Annotated in this window: 18 protein-coding genes; 13 read left to right on the top strand and 5 right to left on the bottom strand. The window is 63.6% G+C overall.

Features of this window, described 5'->3' with window-relative positions:
- Positions 1 to 185: 185 nt before the first annotated feature.
- From AC1Z32_RS25650 to AC1Z32_RS25640, 3 genes are all read left to right on the top strand, one after another.
- Positions 186 to 2,483: an NADP-dependent malic enzyme gene (locus tag AC1Z32_RS25650; protein ID WP_483481537.1), complete on the top strand. Its 2,298-nt coding sequence runs from the start codon at positions 186 to 188 to the stop codon at positions 2,481 to 2,483.
- 418 nt (positions 2,484 to 2,901) lie between these two features.
- A complete protein-coding gene (locus AC1Z32_RS25645; RefSeq protein ID WP_483481535.1) occupies positions 2,902 to 3,384 on the top strand; it encodes a guanyl-specific ribonuclease in 483 nt (160 codons plus the stop codon).
- 16 nt (positions 3,385 to 3,400) lie between these two features.
- Positions 3,401 to 3,964 (top strand): barstar family protein, encoded by a 564-nt coding sequence (locus tag AC1Z32_RS25640; RefSeq protein WP_062605263.1) that lies wholly within the window; start codon positions 3,401 to 3,403, stop codon positions 3,962 to 3,964.
- 104 nt (positions 3,965 to 4,068) lie between these two features.
- Here AC1Z32_RS25640 and AC1Z32_RS25635 read toward each other — a convergent pair whose 3' ends face one another.
- Both AC1Z32_RS25635 and AC1Z32_RS25630 read right to left on the bottom strand, forming a co-directional pair.
- Complete coding sequence (locus tag AC1Z32_RS25635; protein ID WP_483481534.1) at positions 4,069 to 4,806, bottom strand: 16S rRNA (uracil(1498)-N(3))-methyltransferase; 738 nt, start codon at positions 4,804 to 4,806, stop codon at positions 4,069 to 4,071.
- 63 nt (positions 4,807 to 4,869) lie between these two features.
- On the bottom strand, positions 4,870 to 5,283 hold the full coding sequence (locus tag AC1Z32_RS25630) for a VOC family protein (protein WP_483481533.1): 414 nt from the start codon (positions 5,281 to 5,283) through the stop codon (positions 4,870 to 4,872).
- On the opposite strand from AC1Z32_RS25630, the gene AC1Z32_RS25625 reads away from it, so the two are divergent.
- The 3 genes from AC1Z32_RS25625 (at position 5,283) to gap (ending at position 8,862) form a co-directional block, all read left to right on the top strand.
- Positions 5,283 to 5,465 carry a hypothetical protein gene (locus tag AC1Z32_RS25625; protein WP_483481532.1) on the top strand — a complete coding sequence of 61 codons (183 nt, stop codon included), beginning with the start codon at positions 5,283 to 5,285 and terminating at the stop codon, positions 5,463 to 5,465. The genes AC1Z32_RS25630 and AC1Z32_RS25625 overlap by 1 nt on opposite strands.
- A 286-nt stretch (positions 5,466 to 5,751) precedes the next feature.
- A complete protein-coding gene (gene tkt, locus AC1Z32_RS25620) occupies positions 5,752 to 7,803 on the top strand; it encodes a transketolase (protein WP_483481531.1) in 2,052 nt (683 codons plus the stop codon).
- 48 nt (positions 7,804 to 7,851) lie between these two features.
- Positions 7,852 to 8,862, top strand: coding sequence for a type I glyceraldehyde-3-phosphate dehydrogenase (gap, locus tag AC1Z32_RS25615; RefSeq protein ID WP_483481530.1), 1,011 nt, complete (start codon positions 7,852 to 7,854; stop codon positions 8,860 to 8,862).
- An 82-nt stretch (positions 8,863 to 8,944) separates the two neighbouring features.
- Here the strand turns inward: gap and AC1Z32_RS25610 are convergent, their stop codons facing one another.
- Positions 8,945 to 9,334 (bottom strand): hypothetical protein, encoded by a 390-nt coding sequence (locus AC1Z32_RS25610; RefSeq protein ID WP_483481529.1) that lies wholly within the window; start codon positions 9,332 to 9,334, stop codon positions 8,945 to 8,947.
- A 111-nt stretch (positions 9,335 to 9,445) separates the two neighbouring features.
- Positions 9,446 to 10,138 carry a FadR/GntR family transcriptional regulator gene (locus tag AC1Z32_RS25605; protein ID WP_062605269.1) on the bottom strand — a complete coding sequence of 231 codons (693 nt, stop codon included), beginning with the start codon at positions 10,136 to 10,138 and terminating at the stop codon, positions 9,446 to 9,448.
- 228 nt (positions 10,139 to 10,366) lie between these two features.
- Between AC1Z32_RS25605 and AC1Z32_RS25600 the strand changes: the two genes are divergently transcribed.
- The 3 genes from AC1Z32_RS25600 to AC1Z32_RS25590 are packed head-to-tail and all read left to right on the top strand — an operon-like array spanning position 10,367 to position 13,269.
- Positions 10,367 to 11,692 (top strand): C4-dicarboxylate transporter DctA, encoded by a 1,326-nt coding sequence (locus AC1Z32_RS25600; RefSeq protein WP_483481528.1) that lies wholly within the window; start codon positions 10,367 to 10,369, stop codon positions 11,690 to 11,692.
- Positions 11,693 to 11,740: 48 nt separating this feature from the next.
- Positions 11,741 to 12,751, top strand: coding sequence for an allantoicase (gene alc / locus AC1Z32_RS25595; RefSeq protein WP_483481527.1), 1,011 nt, complete (start codon positions 11,741 to 11,743; stop codon positions 12,749 to 12,751).
- Between the two features lie 8 nt (positions 12,752 to 12,759).
- Complete coding sequence (locus AC1Z32_RS25590) at positions 12,760 to 13,269, top strand: ureidoglycolate lyase (protein ID WP_483481526.1); 510 nt, start codon at positions 12,760 to 12,762, stop codon at positions 13,267 to 13,269.
- Between the two features lie 145 nt (positions 13,270 to 13,414).
- Here the strand turns inward: AC1Z32_RS25590 and fur are convergent, their stop codons facing one another.
- Complete coding sequence (gene fur / locus AC1Z32_RS25585; protein ID WP_483481525.1) at positions 13,415 to 13,843, bottom strand: ferric iron uptake transcriptional regulator; 429 nt, start codon at positions 13,841 to 13,843, stop codon at positions 13,415 to 13,417.
- Positions 13,844 to 14,018: 175 nt separating this feature from the next.
- Between fur and AC1Z32_RS25580 the strand changes: the two genes are divergently transcribed.
- From AC1Z32_RS25580 to AC1Z32_RS25565, 4 genes are all read left to right on the top strand, one after another.
- Complete coding sequence (locus tag AC1Z32_RS25580) at positions 14,019 to 14,819, top strand: outer membrane protein assembly factor BamE (protein ID WP_483481524.1); 801 nt, start codon at positions 14,019 to 14,021, stop codon at positions 14,817 to 14,819.
- A gap of 120 nt (positions 14,820 to 14,939) precedes the next feature.
- Positions 14,940 to 15,737: a 4-hydroxy-tetrahydrodipicolinate reductase gene (gene dapB / locus AC1Z32_RS25575; RefSeq protein ID WP_483481523.1), complete on the top strand. Its 798-nt coding sequence runs from the start codon at positions 14,940 to 14,942 to the stop codon at positions 15,735 to 15,737.
- A gap of 14 nt (positions 15,738 to 15,751) precedes the next feature.
- On the top strand, positions 15,752 to 16,417 hold the full coding sequence (locus tag AC1Z32_RS25570) for a MotA/TolQ/ExbB proton channel family protein (protein ID WP_483481522.1): 666 nt from the start codon (positions 15,752 to 15,754) through the stop codon (positions 16,415 to 16,417).
- A gap of 10 nt (positions 16,418 to 16,427) precedes the next feature.
- Positions 16,428 to 16,871, top strand: a complete 444-nt coding sequence (locus AC1Z32_RS25565; RefSeq protein ID WP_483481521.1) for an ExbD/TolR family protein — start codon at positions 16,428 to 16,430, stop codon at positions 16,869 to 16,871.
- Positions 16,872 to 17,090: the final 219 nt, after the last annotated feature.

Genomic DNA, 17,090 nt, shown 5'->3' with positions numbered 1-17,090 from the left:
ATTCGCTTCCTGTCTCGAAAAATAACGAACGACGCGCGGCGAGCCTTGCCCCGCCGTGCAATCAGACGTTTTCCAGTCACGGCACTTGTAGCCGAAATGCATGGAGACCGGTCCGAAACTGACGCTGATTGGCGCTACAATGCGTTCGAATATCCATTCTAAATCCCGCACTGCTAGCCCGCCTTATGACGACCTCCGACGCCAATACCAAGTTGCGCGAAGCCGCGCTCGACTATCACGAATTCCCCGTTCCCGGAAAGATCCAGATCGCGCCCACGAAGCAGATGATCAACCAGCGCGACCTGGCGCTCGCGTACTCGCCGGGCGTTGCGTTCGCGTGTGAAGCGATCGTTGAAGATCCGCTGAACGCCGCGCGCTTCACCGCGCGCAGCAATCTGGTGGGCGTCGTGTCGAATGGCACGGCCGTGCTGGGCCTCGGCAACATCGGGCCGCTCGCGTCGAAGCCGGTGATGGAAGGCAAGGCCGTGCTGTTCAAGAAGTTCGCCGGCATCGACGTGTTCGATATCGAGCTGAACGAAAACGATCCGCACAAGCTCGTCGATGTGATCGCCGCGCTCGAGCCGACTTTCGGCGGCATCAATCTGGAAGACATCAAGGCGCCGGACTGCTTCATCGTCGAGCGCGAGTGCCGCAAGCGCATGAAGATTCCGGTCTTTCACGATGACCAGCACGGCACGGCCATCGTCGTCGCGGCGGCGATCACCAACGGCCTCAAAGTGGTCGGCAAGGACATCGGCGAAGTGAAGCTCGTCGCGTCGGGCGCGGGCGCGGCGGCGCTCGCCTGCCTGAACCTGCTGGTCGATCTCGGCATGAAGCGCGAGAACATCTATGTGACGGATCTGGCCGGTGTGGTCTACAAGGGCCGCACGGAACTGATGGACCCGGACAAGGAACTGTTCGCTCGCGAAACCAGCGCGCGCACGCTCGCCGAAGTGATCGAAGGGGCGGACGTGTTCCTCGGCTTGTCGGCAGGCGGCGTGCTCAAGCAGGACATGGTCAAGCAGATGGCCGCGAAGCCGCTGATCCTCGCGCTCGCGAATCCGACGCCGGAAATCCTGCCGGAACTGGCGCTCGAAGTGCGTCCGGACGCGGTGCTCGCCACTGGCCGCACGGATTACCCGAACCAGGTCAACAACGTTCTCTGCTTCCCGTTCATCTTCCGCGGCGCGCTCGATGTCGGCGCGACCGTCATCACGAAGGAAATGGAAATCGCGGCGGTGAACGCAATCGCCGAGCTCGCGCGTCAGGAGCAGAGCGATATCGTCGCAACGGCCTATGGCATTCAGGACTTGTCCTTCGGTCCGGAGTATCTGATTCCGAAGCCCTTCGATCCGCGTCTGATCGTGAAGATCGCGCCGGCCGTCGCGAAGGCTGCTATGGATTGCGGCGTCGCCACGCGTCCTATCGAAGACATGGAAGCGTACGAGCAGCACTTGCAGCAGTTCGTCTACCACAGCGGCACGACGATGAAGCCGGTGTTCCAGCTCGCGCGCAGCGTGGAGCCGGAGAAGAAGCGCATTGTGTTCGCGGAAGGCGAGGAAGAGCGCGTGCTGCGCGCGGTGCAGATCGCCGTCGACGAAAAGATCGCCAAGCCGATTCTCATCGGCCGGCCGGCGGTCATCGAGCAGCGCATCCAGAAGTTCGGCCTGCGCCTCAATCCGGGCACCGACTTCACGGTCGTCGACACGGATCACGACGAGCGCTATCGCGATTTCTGGCAGACCTATTACAAGATGATGGCGCGGAAGGGCATCAGCGAGCAGATGGCCAAGCTCGAAATGCGCCGCCGCACGACGCTGATCGGCTCGATGCTCGTCAAGAAGGGCGAAGCCGACGGCATGATCTGCGGCACGGTGAGCACGACGCATCGCCATCTGCACTTCATCGATCAGGTCATCGGCAAGAAGGAAGGCGCTAAGGTGTACGCGGCGATGAACGCGCTCGTGCTGCCGGGCCGCCAGATTTTCCTGGTCGACACGCACGTCAACGTGGATCCGACGCCCGAGCAGCTCGCCGAAATCACGATCATGGCGGCGGAAGAGGTGAAGCGCTTCGGCATCATGCCGAAGATCGCGCTCCTGTCGCATTCGAACTTCGGCACGAGCAACGCGCCGAGCGCCCAGAAGATGCGCGACGTGCTCGCGATCCTGAAAGAGCGCGCGCCGGATCTGGACGTCGACGGCGAAATGCACGGCGACGTCGCGCTGGATGCGCGTCTGCGCAAGGGCGTGCTGCCCGAATCGACCCTCGAAGGCGACGCGAACCTGCTGATCCTGCCGAACATCGATGCCGCGAACATCTCGTATAACCTGCTGAAGACGGCGGCGGGCAACAATATCGCGATCGGGCCGATCCTGCTCGGCGCGGCACAGCCGGTGCACGTGCTGACCGCATCGGCGACGGTGCGGCGCATCGTGAATATGACGGCGTTGCTGGTGGCGGACGCATCGGCGGCGCGCTGATAGCGGCTTCCGGCAACAAGGAAACGCGGCGGTTCTCCGCCGCGTTTTTTATTCGAGGCAAAAAAATGGCGTGCCGCGGGTCAGCGGCACGCCCGAGAAAAAAGGCAACGAGAGAGGTTGCCTTTGCCTACAAATGCGGAATCGGCGGCAGAGCGCGTTGCCGTGAAGCTGGCGACAGGTGAGGCAACCTGTCCAAGGGCTTCAAGATCCCACGAGCAAAGTATTATCCTGTTCGGGATAAAAATCTCTCAGATTTGGGCTAATTTTAAGGACGGACGCCCGCCAGGAATTGCACGACTCCATCAAACTGAGAAAAAAATTCCGAATTTCCGCGTAACGTTGCTTCGTCCTGTCATTAGCGATACCCTTACATCTTTCATGGTCGTCGGAATTTGGTGTACGCGAGGTTAACCGTTTGGTGATACGCGCGAGGGTTCTCTCCTTCATCGTCGCCTTGGGCGTCCTGCTGGGCGCGTGCGGCAAGGACGAACCTCATGGCGGCGTGCAGGAACCGGTTGCTGCGGCGAGTCCCGCATCGGTCGCGCCGGCGGAAGCGGTTCAAGAGGCGCAGGCACGGCAGCCGGACGCGACGAGCGCGCAGGAGCGTGACGGGCTGGCCACCGTCCACATTGGCCAGTTGCCCAGGCAGGCGGTCGCGACATTGCGGCTGATCGAGGCGGGCGGCCCTTTCCCTTTCGAGAAGGACGGCGTCGTGTTCGGCAATCGCGAGCGTTTGCTTCCGCGGCACCCACGCGGCTATTACCACGAATACACCGTTCCCACACCTCGCGCGAGGGACCGCGGCGCGCGCCGGATCGTATGCGGCGGTCCGAAGAGGCAGACCGGCGATTGCTACTACACAGACGACCACTACACCAGTTTCAGGCGTATTGCGGATTAACTACGGGATTAACGGCATGAGCGACAACATCTACGCGCACGACCACAGCGTCGCGAGTGATCTTTTCGCCACCGGCGATGGCAACCTGTTCCAGCGAGTATTGCGGCTACGCATGACAGAACACGACAACAGACCCGACGACGAGACCAGGCCTGAGGAGTTCCATCCGCAAGAGGGTGACGAAGCGCTGTTCGCGACCGTGCGGCCGAATATCGTGCAGTCGATCCGCGCGTTCCGCGTGCAGGATCTCGCGGACGAAGCCAATCGTCTCGGGCAGCATTTTCTCTACGCCTATCTCGGCCAGGCGCAGAGCAAGCAGGAAGTGCTCGAGACGATCGCTCTCTCGTTCCTGTTTCCCAAGCATTTCGGCAAGAACTACGATGCGCTCTACGATTCGCTCACCGATCTCGTTCACAAGGCCGGCTCGCAGCCGGGTTTCGTGATCGTGCTCGAGCAACTGCCGATCGCGCAGAAGTTCGACAAGGAAGGCCGCGAAGTGCTGCTGGACGTTTTCCGTGACGCGGCGGAATTCTGGGCCGAACGGAAAGTGGCGTTCCGCGTGTTCTATTCGTTCGTCTGAATCAGCGTGGCTGGCGCGGCGCGCCGGTCAAAATATGCAACAGCCCGATGGGCGTAGCCGAAAGGCGCGGCCATCGGGCTGTTTTCGTTGGTGCGTCCGGGAAATCACCAGCCGCCCCAACGCGCGGCCAGCGCCGCGAGCACCGCGATGCCCGCCGTTTCCGTACGCAACACGCGCGGGCCGAGCCCGAGCGCGGCGAATCCCGCATCGATGATGGCGCTTTCCTCGGCAGGCGAGAAGCCCGCTTCGGGTCCGATCAACAGCGTGACCGGACCGCGCGGGGCATCGGCGGGCAGCGACGCGAAGCTCACTTCGGCGCGCGGCGAGAGCAGGAGGCGCAATTCGTCACCGGTGGCGGCGGGCAGGTCGGCGAGCCAGGCGTGGAGATCGCGCGGCGGCGCGACATCGGGCACGCGATTGCGTCCGCACTGCTCGCAGGCGGCGCGCGTGAGCGCCTGCCAATGCGCCTGACGCCGCAGCGCGCGCTCGCCGGCGAGGCGCACGACGCCGCGCTCGGCGGTAATCGGCGCGATGCCCGCCACACCGAGTTCCACCGCCTTTTCGATCAGCCAGTCCATCTTGTCACCGCCCGCGACACCTTGCGCAAGCGTCACGCGATAAGGCGGCTCCGCTTCGCGATCGCCGTGTTCGTCGATGCGCGCCGTCGCCGCGCGCTTCGCGATATCGACGAGCTCGCCGCGATATTCGCCGCCGCGGCCATCGAAGAGCGTGATCGAATCGCCGGTTTGCAGGCGCAAGACGTGCACATGGCGCACGACGTCGTCGGGGAGGGGGAGGGTTTGGCCCACGAAAAGCGGACCGTCGACATGAAAGCGTGGCATGAGTGATCGATCGCGGACGTCCTGCCCGCGGATAGTGGTGATGCCTGACGGCGATGCGGTGCTTCAGCTCAGATGCCGGGCGATCGCCCAGCGATAGCCGTCCGGGTCTTCGATCTGCGCGAAACGGTCGCCCCAGAACTGGTCCTGCGGCTCGATGAGCGGCTTCGCGCCGACGGCCAGCGCCTGCCGGAAGATCGTGTCGACGTCATCGACATACAAATAGAACGATTGCGGCGCCATCAGACCGGCGCTCTTCGGCGTGCGCGCCTGCGAACCGTACGCACCTTCGGGCGCGAACATCACGATCAACTGCCCGCGATACGTCATCTCGACATGGATGATCGTGCCGTCGTCGTTCACGCTGTCGCGCACCGCGAAGCCAAGCGCCTTTTCGTAAAACGCGATGCTCACGCGCGCGTCGCGCACCGTGAGATACGGAGTCAGCCAGGGCACATCGGCGGGGCGAGGGTCGGTCATTGAAAGCACTCCTTGAAACCTTGCTGCTGCGGATTGAAGAACATTTTGCCATGAAGCCGTACGATCAATGGACCGGCAAGGAATTTGCACATCAGGCGGGGCTCCGGTCGGATTTCGCCGGGAGAACGTCCGTCGACGGCGCGTATTACCGTGTAACGTCACGTGTTGTCACGATGTCGTGACACTGCTGTAACGCATGCGACGCACGCGGCGCCGCGTTGTTCCCGCGAATCGCCGCCCGTCTTTTGCACGGAACATGCCCGCGCGCCGGGACTGCCGGCGGCACTGGGCGCGCGCCTTACAGGCACGTGTCAATCGGACCGGTCTGTTAGAATGACGGCCTCCCGATCCTCGTCGTTTCTCGTCGTTCCGGTCCTGAAAACGTTGTGCCCCGCGGGTCCGGCTCGAGTGAGAAGTACTGCATGAGAAGCACCGCGGATCATTTCAGGACCTGCCCCAGACTCGACAATGACGACCCCGACCTCCAGCCAGACCGCCCTCATGGCCAACGCAATCCGCGCGCTTGCCATGGACGCCGTTCAACAAGCCAACTCCGGTCATCCGGGCATGCCGATGGGCATGGCGGAAATCGGCGTCGCGCTGTGGTCGCGCCACCTGAAGCACAACCCGCTGAACCCGCACTGGTTTGAGCGCGACCGTTTCGTTTTGTCGAACGGTCACGGCTCGATGTTGCTGTACTCGCTCCTGCACCTCACCGGCTACGACCTGCCGATGAGCGAGCTCAAGAATTTCCGCCAGCTGCATTCGAAGACGCCGGGCCATCCGGAATACGGCATCACGGCGGGCGTCGAGACGACCACCGGTCCGCTCGGCCAGGGCATCGGCAACGCGGTCGGCATGGCGCTCGCCGAAGCGCTGCTCGCCGCCGAATTCAACAAGGCTGACGCGAAGATCGTCGATCACTACACGTATGCGTTCCTCGGCGACGGCTGCCTGATGGAAGGCATCTCGCATGAAGCCTGCTCGCTCGCGGGCACGCTCAAGCTGAACAAGCTGATCGCGCTGTGGGACGACAACGGCATTTCGATCGACGGCCACGTCGAGCACTGGTTCCACGACGACACGCCGAAGCGCTTCGAAGCGTACGGCTGGAACGTCGTGCGCGGCGTGGACGGCCATAACGTCGATGCAGTCGATGCCGCCATCGCCGCCGCGAAGAAGTCGGACAAGCCGACGCTGATCTGCTGCCGCACCGTGATCGGCAAGGGCGCGCCGACCAAGGCCGGCGGCCACGACGCGCACGGCGCGCCGCTCGGCGACAAGGAAATCGCGGCGACGCGCGAGGCTATCGGCTGGAACTTCGGTCCGTTCGAGATTCCGCAGGAAGTGTATGCAGCGTGGAACGCGAAGGAGCAAGGCACGCACGCCGAAGGCGAGTGGAACAAGGCGTTCGACGCATACAAGGCGAAGTACGCTGCGCAAGCAGCCGAATTCACGCGCCGCATGAACGGCGAGCTGCCCGCGAACTGGGCGCAGGCGGCGGCGAAGATCATCGAGGACGCGAACCAGAAGGCCGAAACCGTCGCGACGCGCAAGGCATCGCAGAACACCATCGAAGGTCTCGCGGCAGCGCTGCCGGAACTGCTCGGCGGTTCCGCCGACCTGACCGGCTCGAACCTCACCAACTGGAAGGCATCGAAGCCGGTGCGCGCGGCGGGCGACGCGGAGAACGCGAACCCGGATCACGCGGGCATCCAGTGGGGCAACCACATCAACTACGGCGTGCGCGAGTTCGGCATGTCCGCGGCGATCAACGGCATTGCGCTGCATGGCGGCTATCGTCCGTTCGGCGGCACGTTCCTGACGTTCTCGGACTACAGCCGCAACGCGATCCGCGTCGCCGCGCTGATGAAGTCGCGCTCGATCTTCGTGTTCACGCACGATTCCATCGGCCTCGGCGAAGACGGCCCGACGCACCAGTCGATCGAACACGTGTCGAGCCTGCGGCTCATCCCGAATCTGCAGACGTGGCGCCCGGCGGACACCGTCGAAACGGCCGTCGCGTGGACGCATGCGATCGCGCACAACGGCCCGTCGACGCTGATTTTCAGCCGCCAGAACCTGCAATTCTCGGCGCGCAACGACATTCAGATCGCCAACATCGCGAAGGGCGGCTACGTGCTGCGCGACTGGAACGACGACATTCCCGCGCGCAAGATCATCCTCATCGCGACCGGCTCGGAAGTGCAGCTCGCGATGGAAGCAGTCGAGGCGCTGGCGAAGGAAGGCATCGGCGCGCGCGTCGTGTCGATGCCCTGCACGAACGTCTTCGACAAGCAGGACGCCGAATACCGCGAGCGCGTGCTGCCGAAGGGCGTGGCGCGCGTGGCGATCGAGGCGGGCGTGACCGATTTCTGGCACAAGTACGTGGGCCTGGAAGGCGGCGTGGTCGGCATCGACACGTTCGGCGAGTCGGCGCCGGCGGGCGCGCTGTTCAAGCATTTCGGCTTCACGGTGGAGAACGTCGTCAAGACGGCGAAGTCCGTTCTGGCGGCGTGAGCACTGACGTCAGCGAAGCAAGGTTTTTTTAGCCACAGGAGATAGACCATGACGATTCGCGTTGCAATCAACGGCTACGGCCGGATCGGCCGCAACACGCTGCGCGCCTTGTACGAGAACGGCAAGAAGCACGACATCGAGATCGTCGCCATCAACGACTTGGGCGATGCCAAGACCAATGCGCACCTGACGCAATACGACACGGCGCACGGCAAGTTCCCGGGCGAAGTGTCGGTGGACGGCGACTACCTCGTCGTCAATGGCGACAAGATCCGCGTGCTCGCGAACCGCAACCCGGCCGAACTGCCGTGGGGCGAGCTGAAGGTCGACGTGGTGATGGAGTGCACGGGCTTCTTCACGACGAAGGAAAAGGCGAGCGCACACATCAAGGGCGGTGCGAAGAAGGTCATCATTTCGGCGCCGGGCGGCAAGGACGTGGACGCGACCGTCGTGTACGGCGTGAACCATAACGTGCTGAAGGCTTCCGACACGGTCATCTCGAACGCATCGTGCACGACGAACTGCCTCGCGCCGCTCGTCAAGCCGCTGAACGACAAGATCGGTCTGGTGAACGGTCTGATGACCACGATCCACGCGTACACGAACGACCAGGTTCTGACGGACGTTTATCACGAAGATCTGCGCCGCGCGCGCTCGGCCACGCACAGCCAGATCCCGACGAAGACCGGTGCAGCATCGGCGGTCGGCCTCGTGCTGCCGGAACTGAACGGCAAGCTGGATGGCTACGCGATCCGCGTCCCGACGATCAACGTGTCGGTGGTCGATCTGTCGTTCATCGCCGCGCGCGACACGACGGTCGAGGAAATCAACAAGATCATGAAGGAAGCGTCGGAAGGCGAACTGAAGGGCGTGCTCGGCTACAACGACGCGCCGCTGGTGTCGATCGACTACAACCACAATCCGGCTTCGTCGACGTTCGACTCGACGCTGACCAAGGTGTCGGGCCGTCTCGTGAAGGTGTCGAGCTGGTACGACAATGAGTGGGGCTTCTCGAACCGCATGCTGGATACGGCGGTTGCTCTGGCCAATGCGAAATAAGGCGAAGTAAGCTTCGCGAGCGTTTCGACATGAACAAAGCCGCTCTTCGGAGCGGCTTTGTTTTTTGGTGCTTAGGTATGTCTTAGGCGAGTTTCTCGCGCAAGAACGACACGACGTAAGGCGTGGCGGCTGCCGCGACTGTCGATGCCGTCGCCGGATCCAGTCCCATGCGCGCCGCAAGCGATTCGGCGACGCGCCCGGTGAGTATGCCTTCGCCGCCTTCCTCCATCGATTTCAGAAAACCGTCGCCTCGCACGAGCCCGGCCGCGAACGCGGCGAAGAAGCTCTTGCCGGGATGGTCCCCGAGCAAGCCCTGGTTTTGCTCTTCGGCGTGAGCGTGCGCGGTTTCCGCGGCGGTGCCGAGCATCTGCTGGCTGTCTTCGGGACTGAAGCCCTGGTCGGTCAGCGCTTGCGTCGCTTGCGCGCCGTGCTCGGACGAGAGAAATTCTGAAACGAGTTGTTGCATGTCCATCGACGCTGCTCCTCTTGATGTTCGATAAATGCAGGGCAGCGCAAGCGGATAGAAATTTTCTGCACTCACGGCCCTTGCTGAGACCGCGAACCTCGCAAGAAGTGCCGCGCCTTACTTGTGCGGAATCGGAAAATGCACGCCCGCGCGCTGCGCCGCGTTGACGATGTGGCCTTCGATCGCCTTGCCGGCTTTTTCGCCGTCGCGCGCTTTCAACGCTTCGATGATCACCGCGTGCTCGTGATACGTCGACAACACCAGTTCGCGCCGGTAAAACGGCAGGCGCTGGCTTTCCTTCATGATGTCGGCGCTGCCGCGCAGGATCGATTCGATCGCCGCGTTGCCCGCGAGACTCACGATACGCATGTGGAATGCGAAGTCGAGCTGAGCGGCTTCTTCAAGCGCGGATTCCATCAGCGCGCCGTGCAGCGAATCGAGGTTGTCGTCGAGCCAGTCGATATCCGCATCGCCGATCGAATGCGCCGCGAGCCGCGCGACGAAGCCCTCCAGCGCGAAGCGCATCTGATACGTGTCCGGCAACGAAGCCTGATCCGCGAAACGCCACGGATGCGCATTGCTCGCCTGCGCGCTGCTGACATACACGCCTTTGCCCGGCCGGATATGCAGCATGCCGAGCGCCTCGAGCGTCGAGAGCGCCTCGCGCAGCGACGCCCGGCTGATCGCCAGTTCCTCCGATAGTTGCCGCTGCGCCGGCAGCAGGCTCCCCACCGGATACATGCTCGATTCTATGCGCTCGCGAATGGTCGCGATCGCGGCGTCGGTCACGGTGTGCGGGACGTTTTTCATAGGAGGAAAACAGTATTGGCCGGTCTGACCGCCATTGTATGCGCGTGCCGCGCGCGCGTGTGAACGACCATGCTGCATCGATTTCCGTGCCTGCTCGAAACAGGGTAAACCGGTACGCGGTCTTCCTTGACGGGCGTATATCGACTTTCTAATATTCCCCATCACAGCACTGGTCCGACCAGTCGGAACAGTTGCTCGGGTCCTGAGACATTACACGAGGAGACGGTCGTGTCGAGATTTCTGAATTCGCTGTTCGGCAGGGTAATGATTGCGCTGGTCATCGGCATCGTGGTGGGCGCGCTATTTCCGCATTTCGGCCAGTCGTTGCGGCCATTGGGCGACGGCTTCCTGAAGCTCATCAAGATGGTGATCGGACCGATCGTGTTTTGTGTCGTCGTGAGCGGCATGGCGAGCGCGGGCGATCTGAAGAAAGTGGGGCGCGTCGGGCTTAAGGCCGTCATCTACTTCGAGATCATGACCACGCTTGCACTCGTGATCGGCGCGATCCTCGCGTGGGTCACGCGTCCGGGCGTCGGCATGAACATCGATCTGCATACGCTCAATGCCGCTTCGCTCGCCACCTACACGGAGCACGCGAAGAGCCTGAAGGACACCGCGGGCTTTCTGCTGAAGATCATCCCCGACACCGCGATCGATGCTTTCGCGAAGGGCGACATCCTGCAGGTGCTCGTGTTCGCCATCCTGTTCGGCGCGGCGCTTTCGATGCTCGGCGAAAAGGCGCAGCGCGTGACTGTCTTCATCGAAGAGCTGTCGAACGTGTTCTTCCGCATCATGGCGTTCATCATCAAGCTCGCGCCGCTCGGCGTGCTCGGCGCCATCGCGTTCACGACCGGCCAGTACGGCGTCGCGTCGCTCAAGCAACTGGGTCTGCTCGTGATCGTGTTCTACGCGAGCTGCTTCCTGTTCGTGTTCGTCGTGCTGGCGGTCGTGATGCGGCTCGCAGGCTTCTCGATCTTCAAGCTCGTGCGCTATCTGCGTGAGGAACTGTCGATCGTGCTCGGCACCGCTTCTTCCGATGCCGTGCTGCCGCAGATCATGCGCAAGCTCGAATGGATGGGCGTGAAGGATTCGACCGTCGGTCTCGTGATTCCCACCGGCTACTCGTTCAACCTCGACGGCTTCTCGATCTATCTGACGCTCGCCGTGATCTTCATCGCGCAGGCGACCAACACGCCGCTGTCGATGCATGACCTGATCGTCGTCGTGCTCGTTTCGCTGGTGACGTCGAAGGGCGCGCACGGTATTCCGGGCTCAGCCATCGTGATTCTCGCCGCTACGCTCTCCGCCATTCCCGCGATTCCCGTGCTCGGCCTCGTGCTGATCCTGCCGGTGGACTGGTTCGTCGGCATCGCGCGGGCTGTCACGAATCTGATCGGCAACTGCGTGGCGACGGTGGTCGTGGCCGTGTGGGAGAACGATATCGACCGGGCGCGCGCCAAGCGTGTGCTCGACCAGGACGCCGAATACCGCTTCGTGCCCGCCGCGCCGGAACCCTCGCACACGCACGGTCATGAAGGCGCGCACGCACTCTGATTCACGGCACACCACACAGCAAACCACGTTCAACCGAAGGAAACTGAAATGGCCAACCCGATTCTCGACGCAGACGCTCCCGCTTTCGCCCGCCGCTACATGAACCTCGCGGATCCGCGGCTCGGTGCGCAGGCGCTCTTCGCCACCGACGAATTCTTCGCGCCGAAGGAGCGCATGCTGGAGCCGCAGCCGGCGGTGTTCATCCCCGGCAAATACGACGAGCACGGCAAGTGGATGGACGGCTGGGAGACGCGCCGCAAGCGCACGACGGGCTATGACTACTGCATCGTCAAGCTGGCGCGCGCGGGCGTGATTCACGGCATCGACATCGACACGAGTCACTTCACGGGCAATTTTCCGCCGGCGGCGTCGATCGAAGCGTGCTACAGCGAAAGCGCCAATCCGCAGCAAGACGGCGACTGGCGCGAGATCGTGCCGTCGACGACGCTCCAGGGCAATCACCACCACTATCTCGAGATCAGCGACACGCGCGCCTACACGCATCTGCGCGTGAACATTTATCCCGATGGCGGCATCGCGCGGCTGCGGGTCTATGGCCAGCCGAAGACGGATTTTTCGCGCGTCGAGCGGGGCACGCTGCTGGATCTCGCGGCGATCGAAAACGGCGCGTATCTCGTCGCGGCGAACAATCAGCACTTTGGGCCGGCGTCGCAAATGCTGATGCCGGGGCGCGGCGTGAACATGGGCGACGGCTGGGAAACGCGCCGGCGTCGCGAGCCGGGCAACGACTGGGCGATCGTCGCGCTGGCGAATCCCGGCGTGATCCGCGCGATCGAAGTCGATACCGCGCACTTCAAGGGCAACTATCCCGACCGCTGCTCGCTGCAGGCGGCGCGCGTGGAAGGCGGCACGGATGAATCGCTCGTCACGCAGGCGATGTTCTGGCCCGTGCTGCTCGACGAGCAGAAACTCTCGATGGACAACGTGCATCGCTTCGAGAAGGAAATCGCGGCGCTGGGACCGGTGACGCACGTGCGCTTCAACATCTATCCGGATGGCGGCGTGTCGCGGCTGCGCATCTTCGGGGAAATCGAATGAACTCGCGAATGAAAACGCTGACGCTCGAACCGCTGACGCGCGAAGCCTTCGCCCCGTTCGGGGATGTGATCGAACTCGAAGGCGCGCGCCACTTCCCGATCAACGCGGGCACGACCGAGCGCTTTCACGATCTCGCGAAGGTGGACGTCGGCTTCGAGAGCGGCGGGCGGCCGCTCATCAACGTGTTTCGCGGCCAGCCGCGCCCGCAGCCGGTCGTGATCTCGATGATGGAGCGGCATCCGCTCGGCTCGCAGGCGTTCGTGCCGCTCGGCGATGTGCGTTATCTGGTGGTCGTCGCGCCGGCGGGCGAGTTCGATCCTTCCGGCCTGCGGGCGTTTTTCGCGCGCGGCTGGCAAGGCGTGAACTATGCGCGCGGCGTGTGGCATCACCCGCTCATCGTGCTCGACAAGGCGGGCGATTTCATCGTCGTGGATCGCGGCGGCGATCTGCCAAATTGCGACGAGATCGACTTGCCCGAACGATATACGCTGATCGAGCCGTCCGCCCGCGCTGCATAAAGAGCGAATCGGCATGCGACCGCGAACCGGTCGCTGAGGCGAATTCTGAAATGTGCAGGCGAAACGAAACCGCCGTCCATCGAAGCCGATGGACGGCGGTTTTTTCTTCGGCGCGCCTCAAAGCCGGCGCGAGGTCACGCGCAACTCAGTGCTTGCGGTGCGGACAGTTTTCCTTCGTGCATGTGCCGTACAGCGCGAGCGCATGCTCGTGGAGCTTGAAGCCGCGTTCCTTCGCGATGGACTGCTGGCGGCGTTCGATCTCCGCGTCGAAGAACTCCTCGACGCGGCCGCAGTCGATACACACGAGATGATCGTGGTGCGACCCCTCGTTGAGCTCGAACACGGCCTTGCCCGATTCGAAATTGCTACGCGTGAGCAGGCCGGCCTGCTCGAATTGCGTGAGCACCCGATACACCGTCGCGAGACCGATATCCAGCTCTTCGTTGAGCAGGCTTCGATACACGTCTTCGGCGGTCAGGTGGCGCACCGCGCTGTGCTGGAAAATTTCGAGAATCTTGAGGCGGGGCAGGGTCGCCTTGAGCCCGATATTCTTGAGATCGGCGGGATTGGTCATGGCTAGGCATCCCTAGAGTACAATTCAAGGTTCTCATAGTAATGCGTTTTTACGATTCCCGACATCCCGGGCGGTTCCGGGGCGAGTCGGGCGAATAAAGCGCGGCCTTGGAGCGCCTCGCGTGAAAGGTGACATGTTTTCAAAATCTTTATCGAATTGCAGGGAGAGCCGTCGCATGCGGGGTACCGTCATCGCAGCAACCTTGGCCGCATTGCTCGCCGGCTGCACGACGTACGACAGCGTCACGCAGAAGATCGCGCAAAGCATCACACCGTATCGAATCACGGTCGTGCAAGGCAACTTCGTTTCTCAGGAAGCGGCGAATCAGATGCAGGTCGGCATGTCGCGCGATCAGGTGAAACAACTTTTGGGCACGCCGCTTCTGACCGACATGTTCCACGCCGATCGCTGGGACTACGTGTTCTATTTCAAGCGCGGGTCGACTTCCATCGTGCAGCAGCGTGACTTCGTGGTGAACTTCGCGAGCGATCGCGTCGTGAGCTGGTCGGGCGGCGAGAATCTGCCGTCGAACCTGGAACTGCTCGCGGAAATCGACGGCGACAAGGGCGTCAAGGTCGCGAAGCCTGTCGCGACCGCGGCGGCATCGGCGCCGGTGGCGTCGACCGCGGCGGTGACCGCGCCCGTCGGCGAGCCGTCGACGCAGCCGAACACGGCGGCCGCATTCGCGGGCGACGCCAATCAGGAAGCTGCGCAGGCCGCCAACCGCGCAACGGCGCAGGTCGAGATGCCCACGGGCCGCAGTCAGTCGTCGGTGCGCGTGAACGTGCCGCAGAGCGCGGGCGGTGCGCCTGGGTCGAGCGCCCAGAGCGGCGGCAATTCGCAGATTCAATTGCAGCGCCGGCCGCAGACGATCAACATTCCGGACAGCAGCGCGGTGGGCCCAGCGGGCACCTCGCCGGCGCCGGCCAACGCGGGCGGCCAGGCGCAGTTCTATCTGCCGCAGCAGAGTCAGTAAGCAGTTCAGCCGTTTGCGGCCGAAGCCGCGCCGGGTTTCCCGACCGGGCGCCGCTTCGGCCGCACAGCCATCCGTATCATTCCATCGCGCGTTCGGCGCGCGGTTCAACACGAGACTGCCATGAAGATCGCCATCGCCGGGGCATCGGGCCGCATGGGCCGGATGCTGATCGAAACCGTTCTCAACGATCCGGACGCACAGCTCGTCGGCGCGCTCGACCGGCCTGGCGTGCCGCAGCTCGGGCAGGACGCGGGCGCGTTCCTCGGCAAGACCACGGGCGTCCTCCTGACCGACGATATCGAGCGCGTGTTCGCCGACGCCGAGTACCTGATCGACTTCACGCGCCCCGAAGGCACGATGACGCATCTCGACGCGGCGCTGCGCCATGACGTGAAGATGATCATCGGCACGACCGGTTTCTCCGACGAGCAGAAGGCGCGGTTGCAGAAGGCCGGCGAGAAGATCGGCGTCGTGTTCGCGCCGAACATGAGCGTCGGCGTGAACGTCACGTTGAAGCTGCTCGAATTCGCCGCGAAGCATTTCGCGACGGGTTACGACATCGAAGTCATCGAAGCGCATCACCGGCACAAGGTCGACGCGCCCTCGGGCACCGCGCTCGCGATGGGCGAAGTGCTCGCCAAGGCGCTCGGCCGCGACCTGAAGGACTGCGCCGTGTACGCGCGCGAAGGCGTGACGGGCGAGCGCGATCCGTCGACCATCGGCTTTTCAGCGATTCGCGGCGGCGATATCGTCGGCGATCACACGGTGCTGTTCGCGGGCATCGGCGAGCGCGTCGAGATCACGCACAAGTCGGCGAGCCGTCTGTCCTACGCGCAAGGCGCGCTGCGCGCCGCGCGCTTCCTGCAAGGGCACGACAAAGGCTTCTTCGACATGCAGGACGTGCTCGGCCTGCGCTGATCGTTTCTTCGACGATGGCAGAAACAGGCGTCATCCATTACCTGCAATCCGGCGATGCCGTCACGCACGCGGTCGCGGGCCTGCTGCTCGCGATGTCGCTCGCGAGCTGGTGCTTTCTGCTCGTGAAGGCGTGGATTCTTGCGCGCGCCAAATGGCAAGGGCCGCGCGCGTTGCAGCGTTTCTGGCAAGCAGCGAGCTTGAAAGATGGCATCGGCGCTTTGCAGCGCGAAGATCGCGAGCGCGTTTTCCTGCCGCTCGCGGAAGCCGCGTGGCGCGCGTCCGAAGCCGACATGCCCGGCGCGATGCTCGCGCGCGTCGAACATAGCGAGCGTGTCCTGCGCGCGCTGCGCCAGGCGTTGCTCCGTTCGCAACGAAGACTCGAATTCGGACAGGTTCTGCTCGCATCGGTGGGCAGCACGGCGCCTTTCGTCGGGCTGCTCGGCACCGTGTGGGGCATTTATCACGCGCTTTCGAGCATCGCGTCGAGCGGACAGGCGATGATCGAAAACGTCGCCGGGCCTGTCGGCGAGGCGCTCATCATGACGGCGTTCGGGCTCGTCGTGGCGATTCCCGCCGTGCTCGCGTACAACATTCTCGGCCGCTACGTGCGGCAGATTTCCGAGGAGCTCGACGGCTTCGCGCACGATCTGCACACGTTCGTCTGCGGCCCGGCCGAATAGGAGCGCGGCGATGGCCTTCGGCGGACTCGAAAAGAAGCCCAACGGCTCGCCCATGGCCGACATCAACATGACGCCGCTGATCGACGTCATGCTCGTGCTGCTCGTCATCTTCATCATCACGGCGCCGCTGTTCACGCACGCGATCCGGCTGGACTTGCCGAAGGTCGCGTCGCAGCCAGCGCGCGAGACGCCGCAAACCATCACGCTTTCCATCGACGACGCCGGCAAGCTGTTCTGGAACGATACGCCCGTCAGTTTCGAGCAGATGCGCGCGCGCTTCACCGACGCGGGCAAGGCCGCCGATCCGAACAGCAAGCCCGAACTGCATCTGCGCGCATCGAGCGCGACCCGCTACGACGTCATCGCGCAGGTGATGGCCGCGGCCCAGCAGGCGGGGCTCGAGCGCATCGGCTTCGTCACGCAGCCGGCCGCGGGCGCGCAGCCGGCACGCTGACGCTCGTTGCGCTCAGATTCGGCCTATGCCGAATGGCCGAATTGCCAATGTTCGTGTTCGTGCGGAAACTGCGTTCTGAAGGCCGGACCACGCGACAGCGTGAGTAAACGGGACGGTATAATCGCCATTTCCCCGTTCGGCGGGCCTTGCAGGAGCCAGCAGGCCCGAATTCCAACGCCGCGCGGTGTCAGCGCTCAGGGTCATGACGATAGCGCCGCG

The organism is Caballeronia sp. 11_S32, from assembly GCF_056930355.1.
The sequence above is the reverse complement of the archived record's forward strand: the minus strand, read 5'-3'. Positions and strand labels throughout refer to the sequence as shown.

Excerpts from the sequence above, each read along its gene's own strand:
- AC1Z32_RS25650 (WP_483481537.1), top strand. The coding sequence starts at position 186 with ATGACGACCTCCGACGCCAATACCAAGTTGCGCGAAGCCGCGCTCGAC.
- AC1Z32_RS25640 (WP_062605263.1), top strand. The coding sequence starts at position 3,401 with ATGAGCGACAACATCTACGCGCACGACCACAGCGTCGCGAGTGATCTT.
- AC1Z32_RS25635 (WP_483481534.1), bottom strand. The coding sequence starts at position 4,806 with ATGCCACGCTTTCATGTCGACGGTCCGCTTTTCGTGGGCCAAACCCTC.
- AC1Z32_RS25630 (WP_483481533.1), bottom strand. The coding sequence starts at position 5,283 with ATGACCGACCCTCGCCCCGCCGATGTGCCCTGGCTGACTCCGTATCTC.
- tkt (WP_483481531.1), top strand. The coding sequence starts at position 5,752 with ATGACGACCCCGACCTCCAGCCAGACCGCCCTCATGGCCAACGCAATC.
- gap (WP_483481530.1), top strand. The coding sequence starts at position 7,852 with ATGACGATTCGCGTTGCAATCAACGGCTACGGCCGGATCGGCCGCAAC.
- AC1Z32_RS25610 (WP_483481529.1), bottom strand. The coding sequence starts at position 9,334 with ATGGACATGCAACAACTCGTTTCAGAATTTCTCTCGTCCGAGCACGGC.
- AC1Z32_RS25605 (WP_062605269.1), bottom strand. The coding sequence starts at position 10,138 with ATGAAAAACGTCCCGCACACCGTGACCGACGCCGCGATCGCGACCATT.
- alc (WP_483481527.1), top strand. The coding sequence starts at position 11,741 with ATGGCCAACCCGATTCTCGACGCAGACGCTCCCGCTTTCGCCCGCCGC.
- AC1Z32_RS25590 (WP_483481526.1), top strand. The coding sequence starts at position 12,760 with ATGAAAACGCTGACGCTCGAACCGCTGACGCGCGAAGCCTTCGCCCCG.
- fur (WP_483481525.1), bottom strand. The coding sequence starts at position 13,843 with ATGACCAATCCCGCCGATCTCAAGAATATCGGGCTCAAGGCGACCCTG.
- AC1Z32_RS25580 (WP_483481524.1), top strand. The coding sequence starts at position 14,019 with ATGCGGGGTACCGTCATCGCAGCAACCTTGGCCGCATTGCTCGCCGGC.
- dapB (WP_483481523.1), top strand. The coding sequence starts at position 14,940 with ATGAAGATCGCCATCGCCGGGGCATCGGGCCGCATGGGCCGGATGCTG.
- AC1Z32_RS25570 (WP_483481522.1), top strand. The coding sequence starts at position 15,752 with ATGGCAGAAACAGGCGTCATCCATTACCTGCAATCCGGCGATGCCGTC.
- AC1Z32_RS25565 (WP_483481521.1), top strand. The coding sequence starts at position 16,428 with ATGGCCTTCGGCGGACTCGAAAAGAAGCCCAACGGCTCGCCCATGGCC.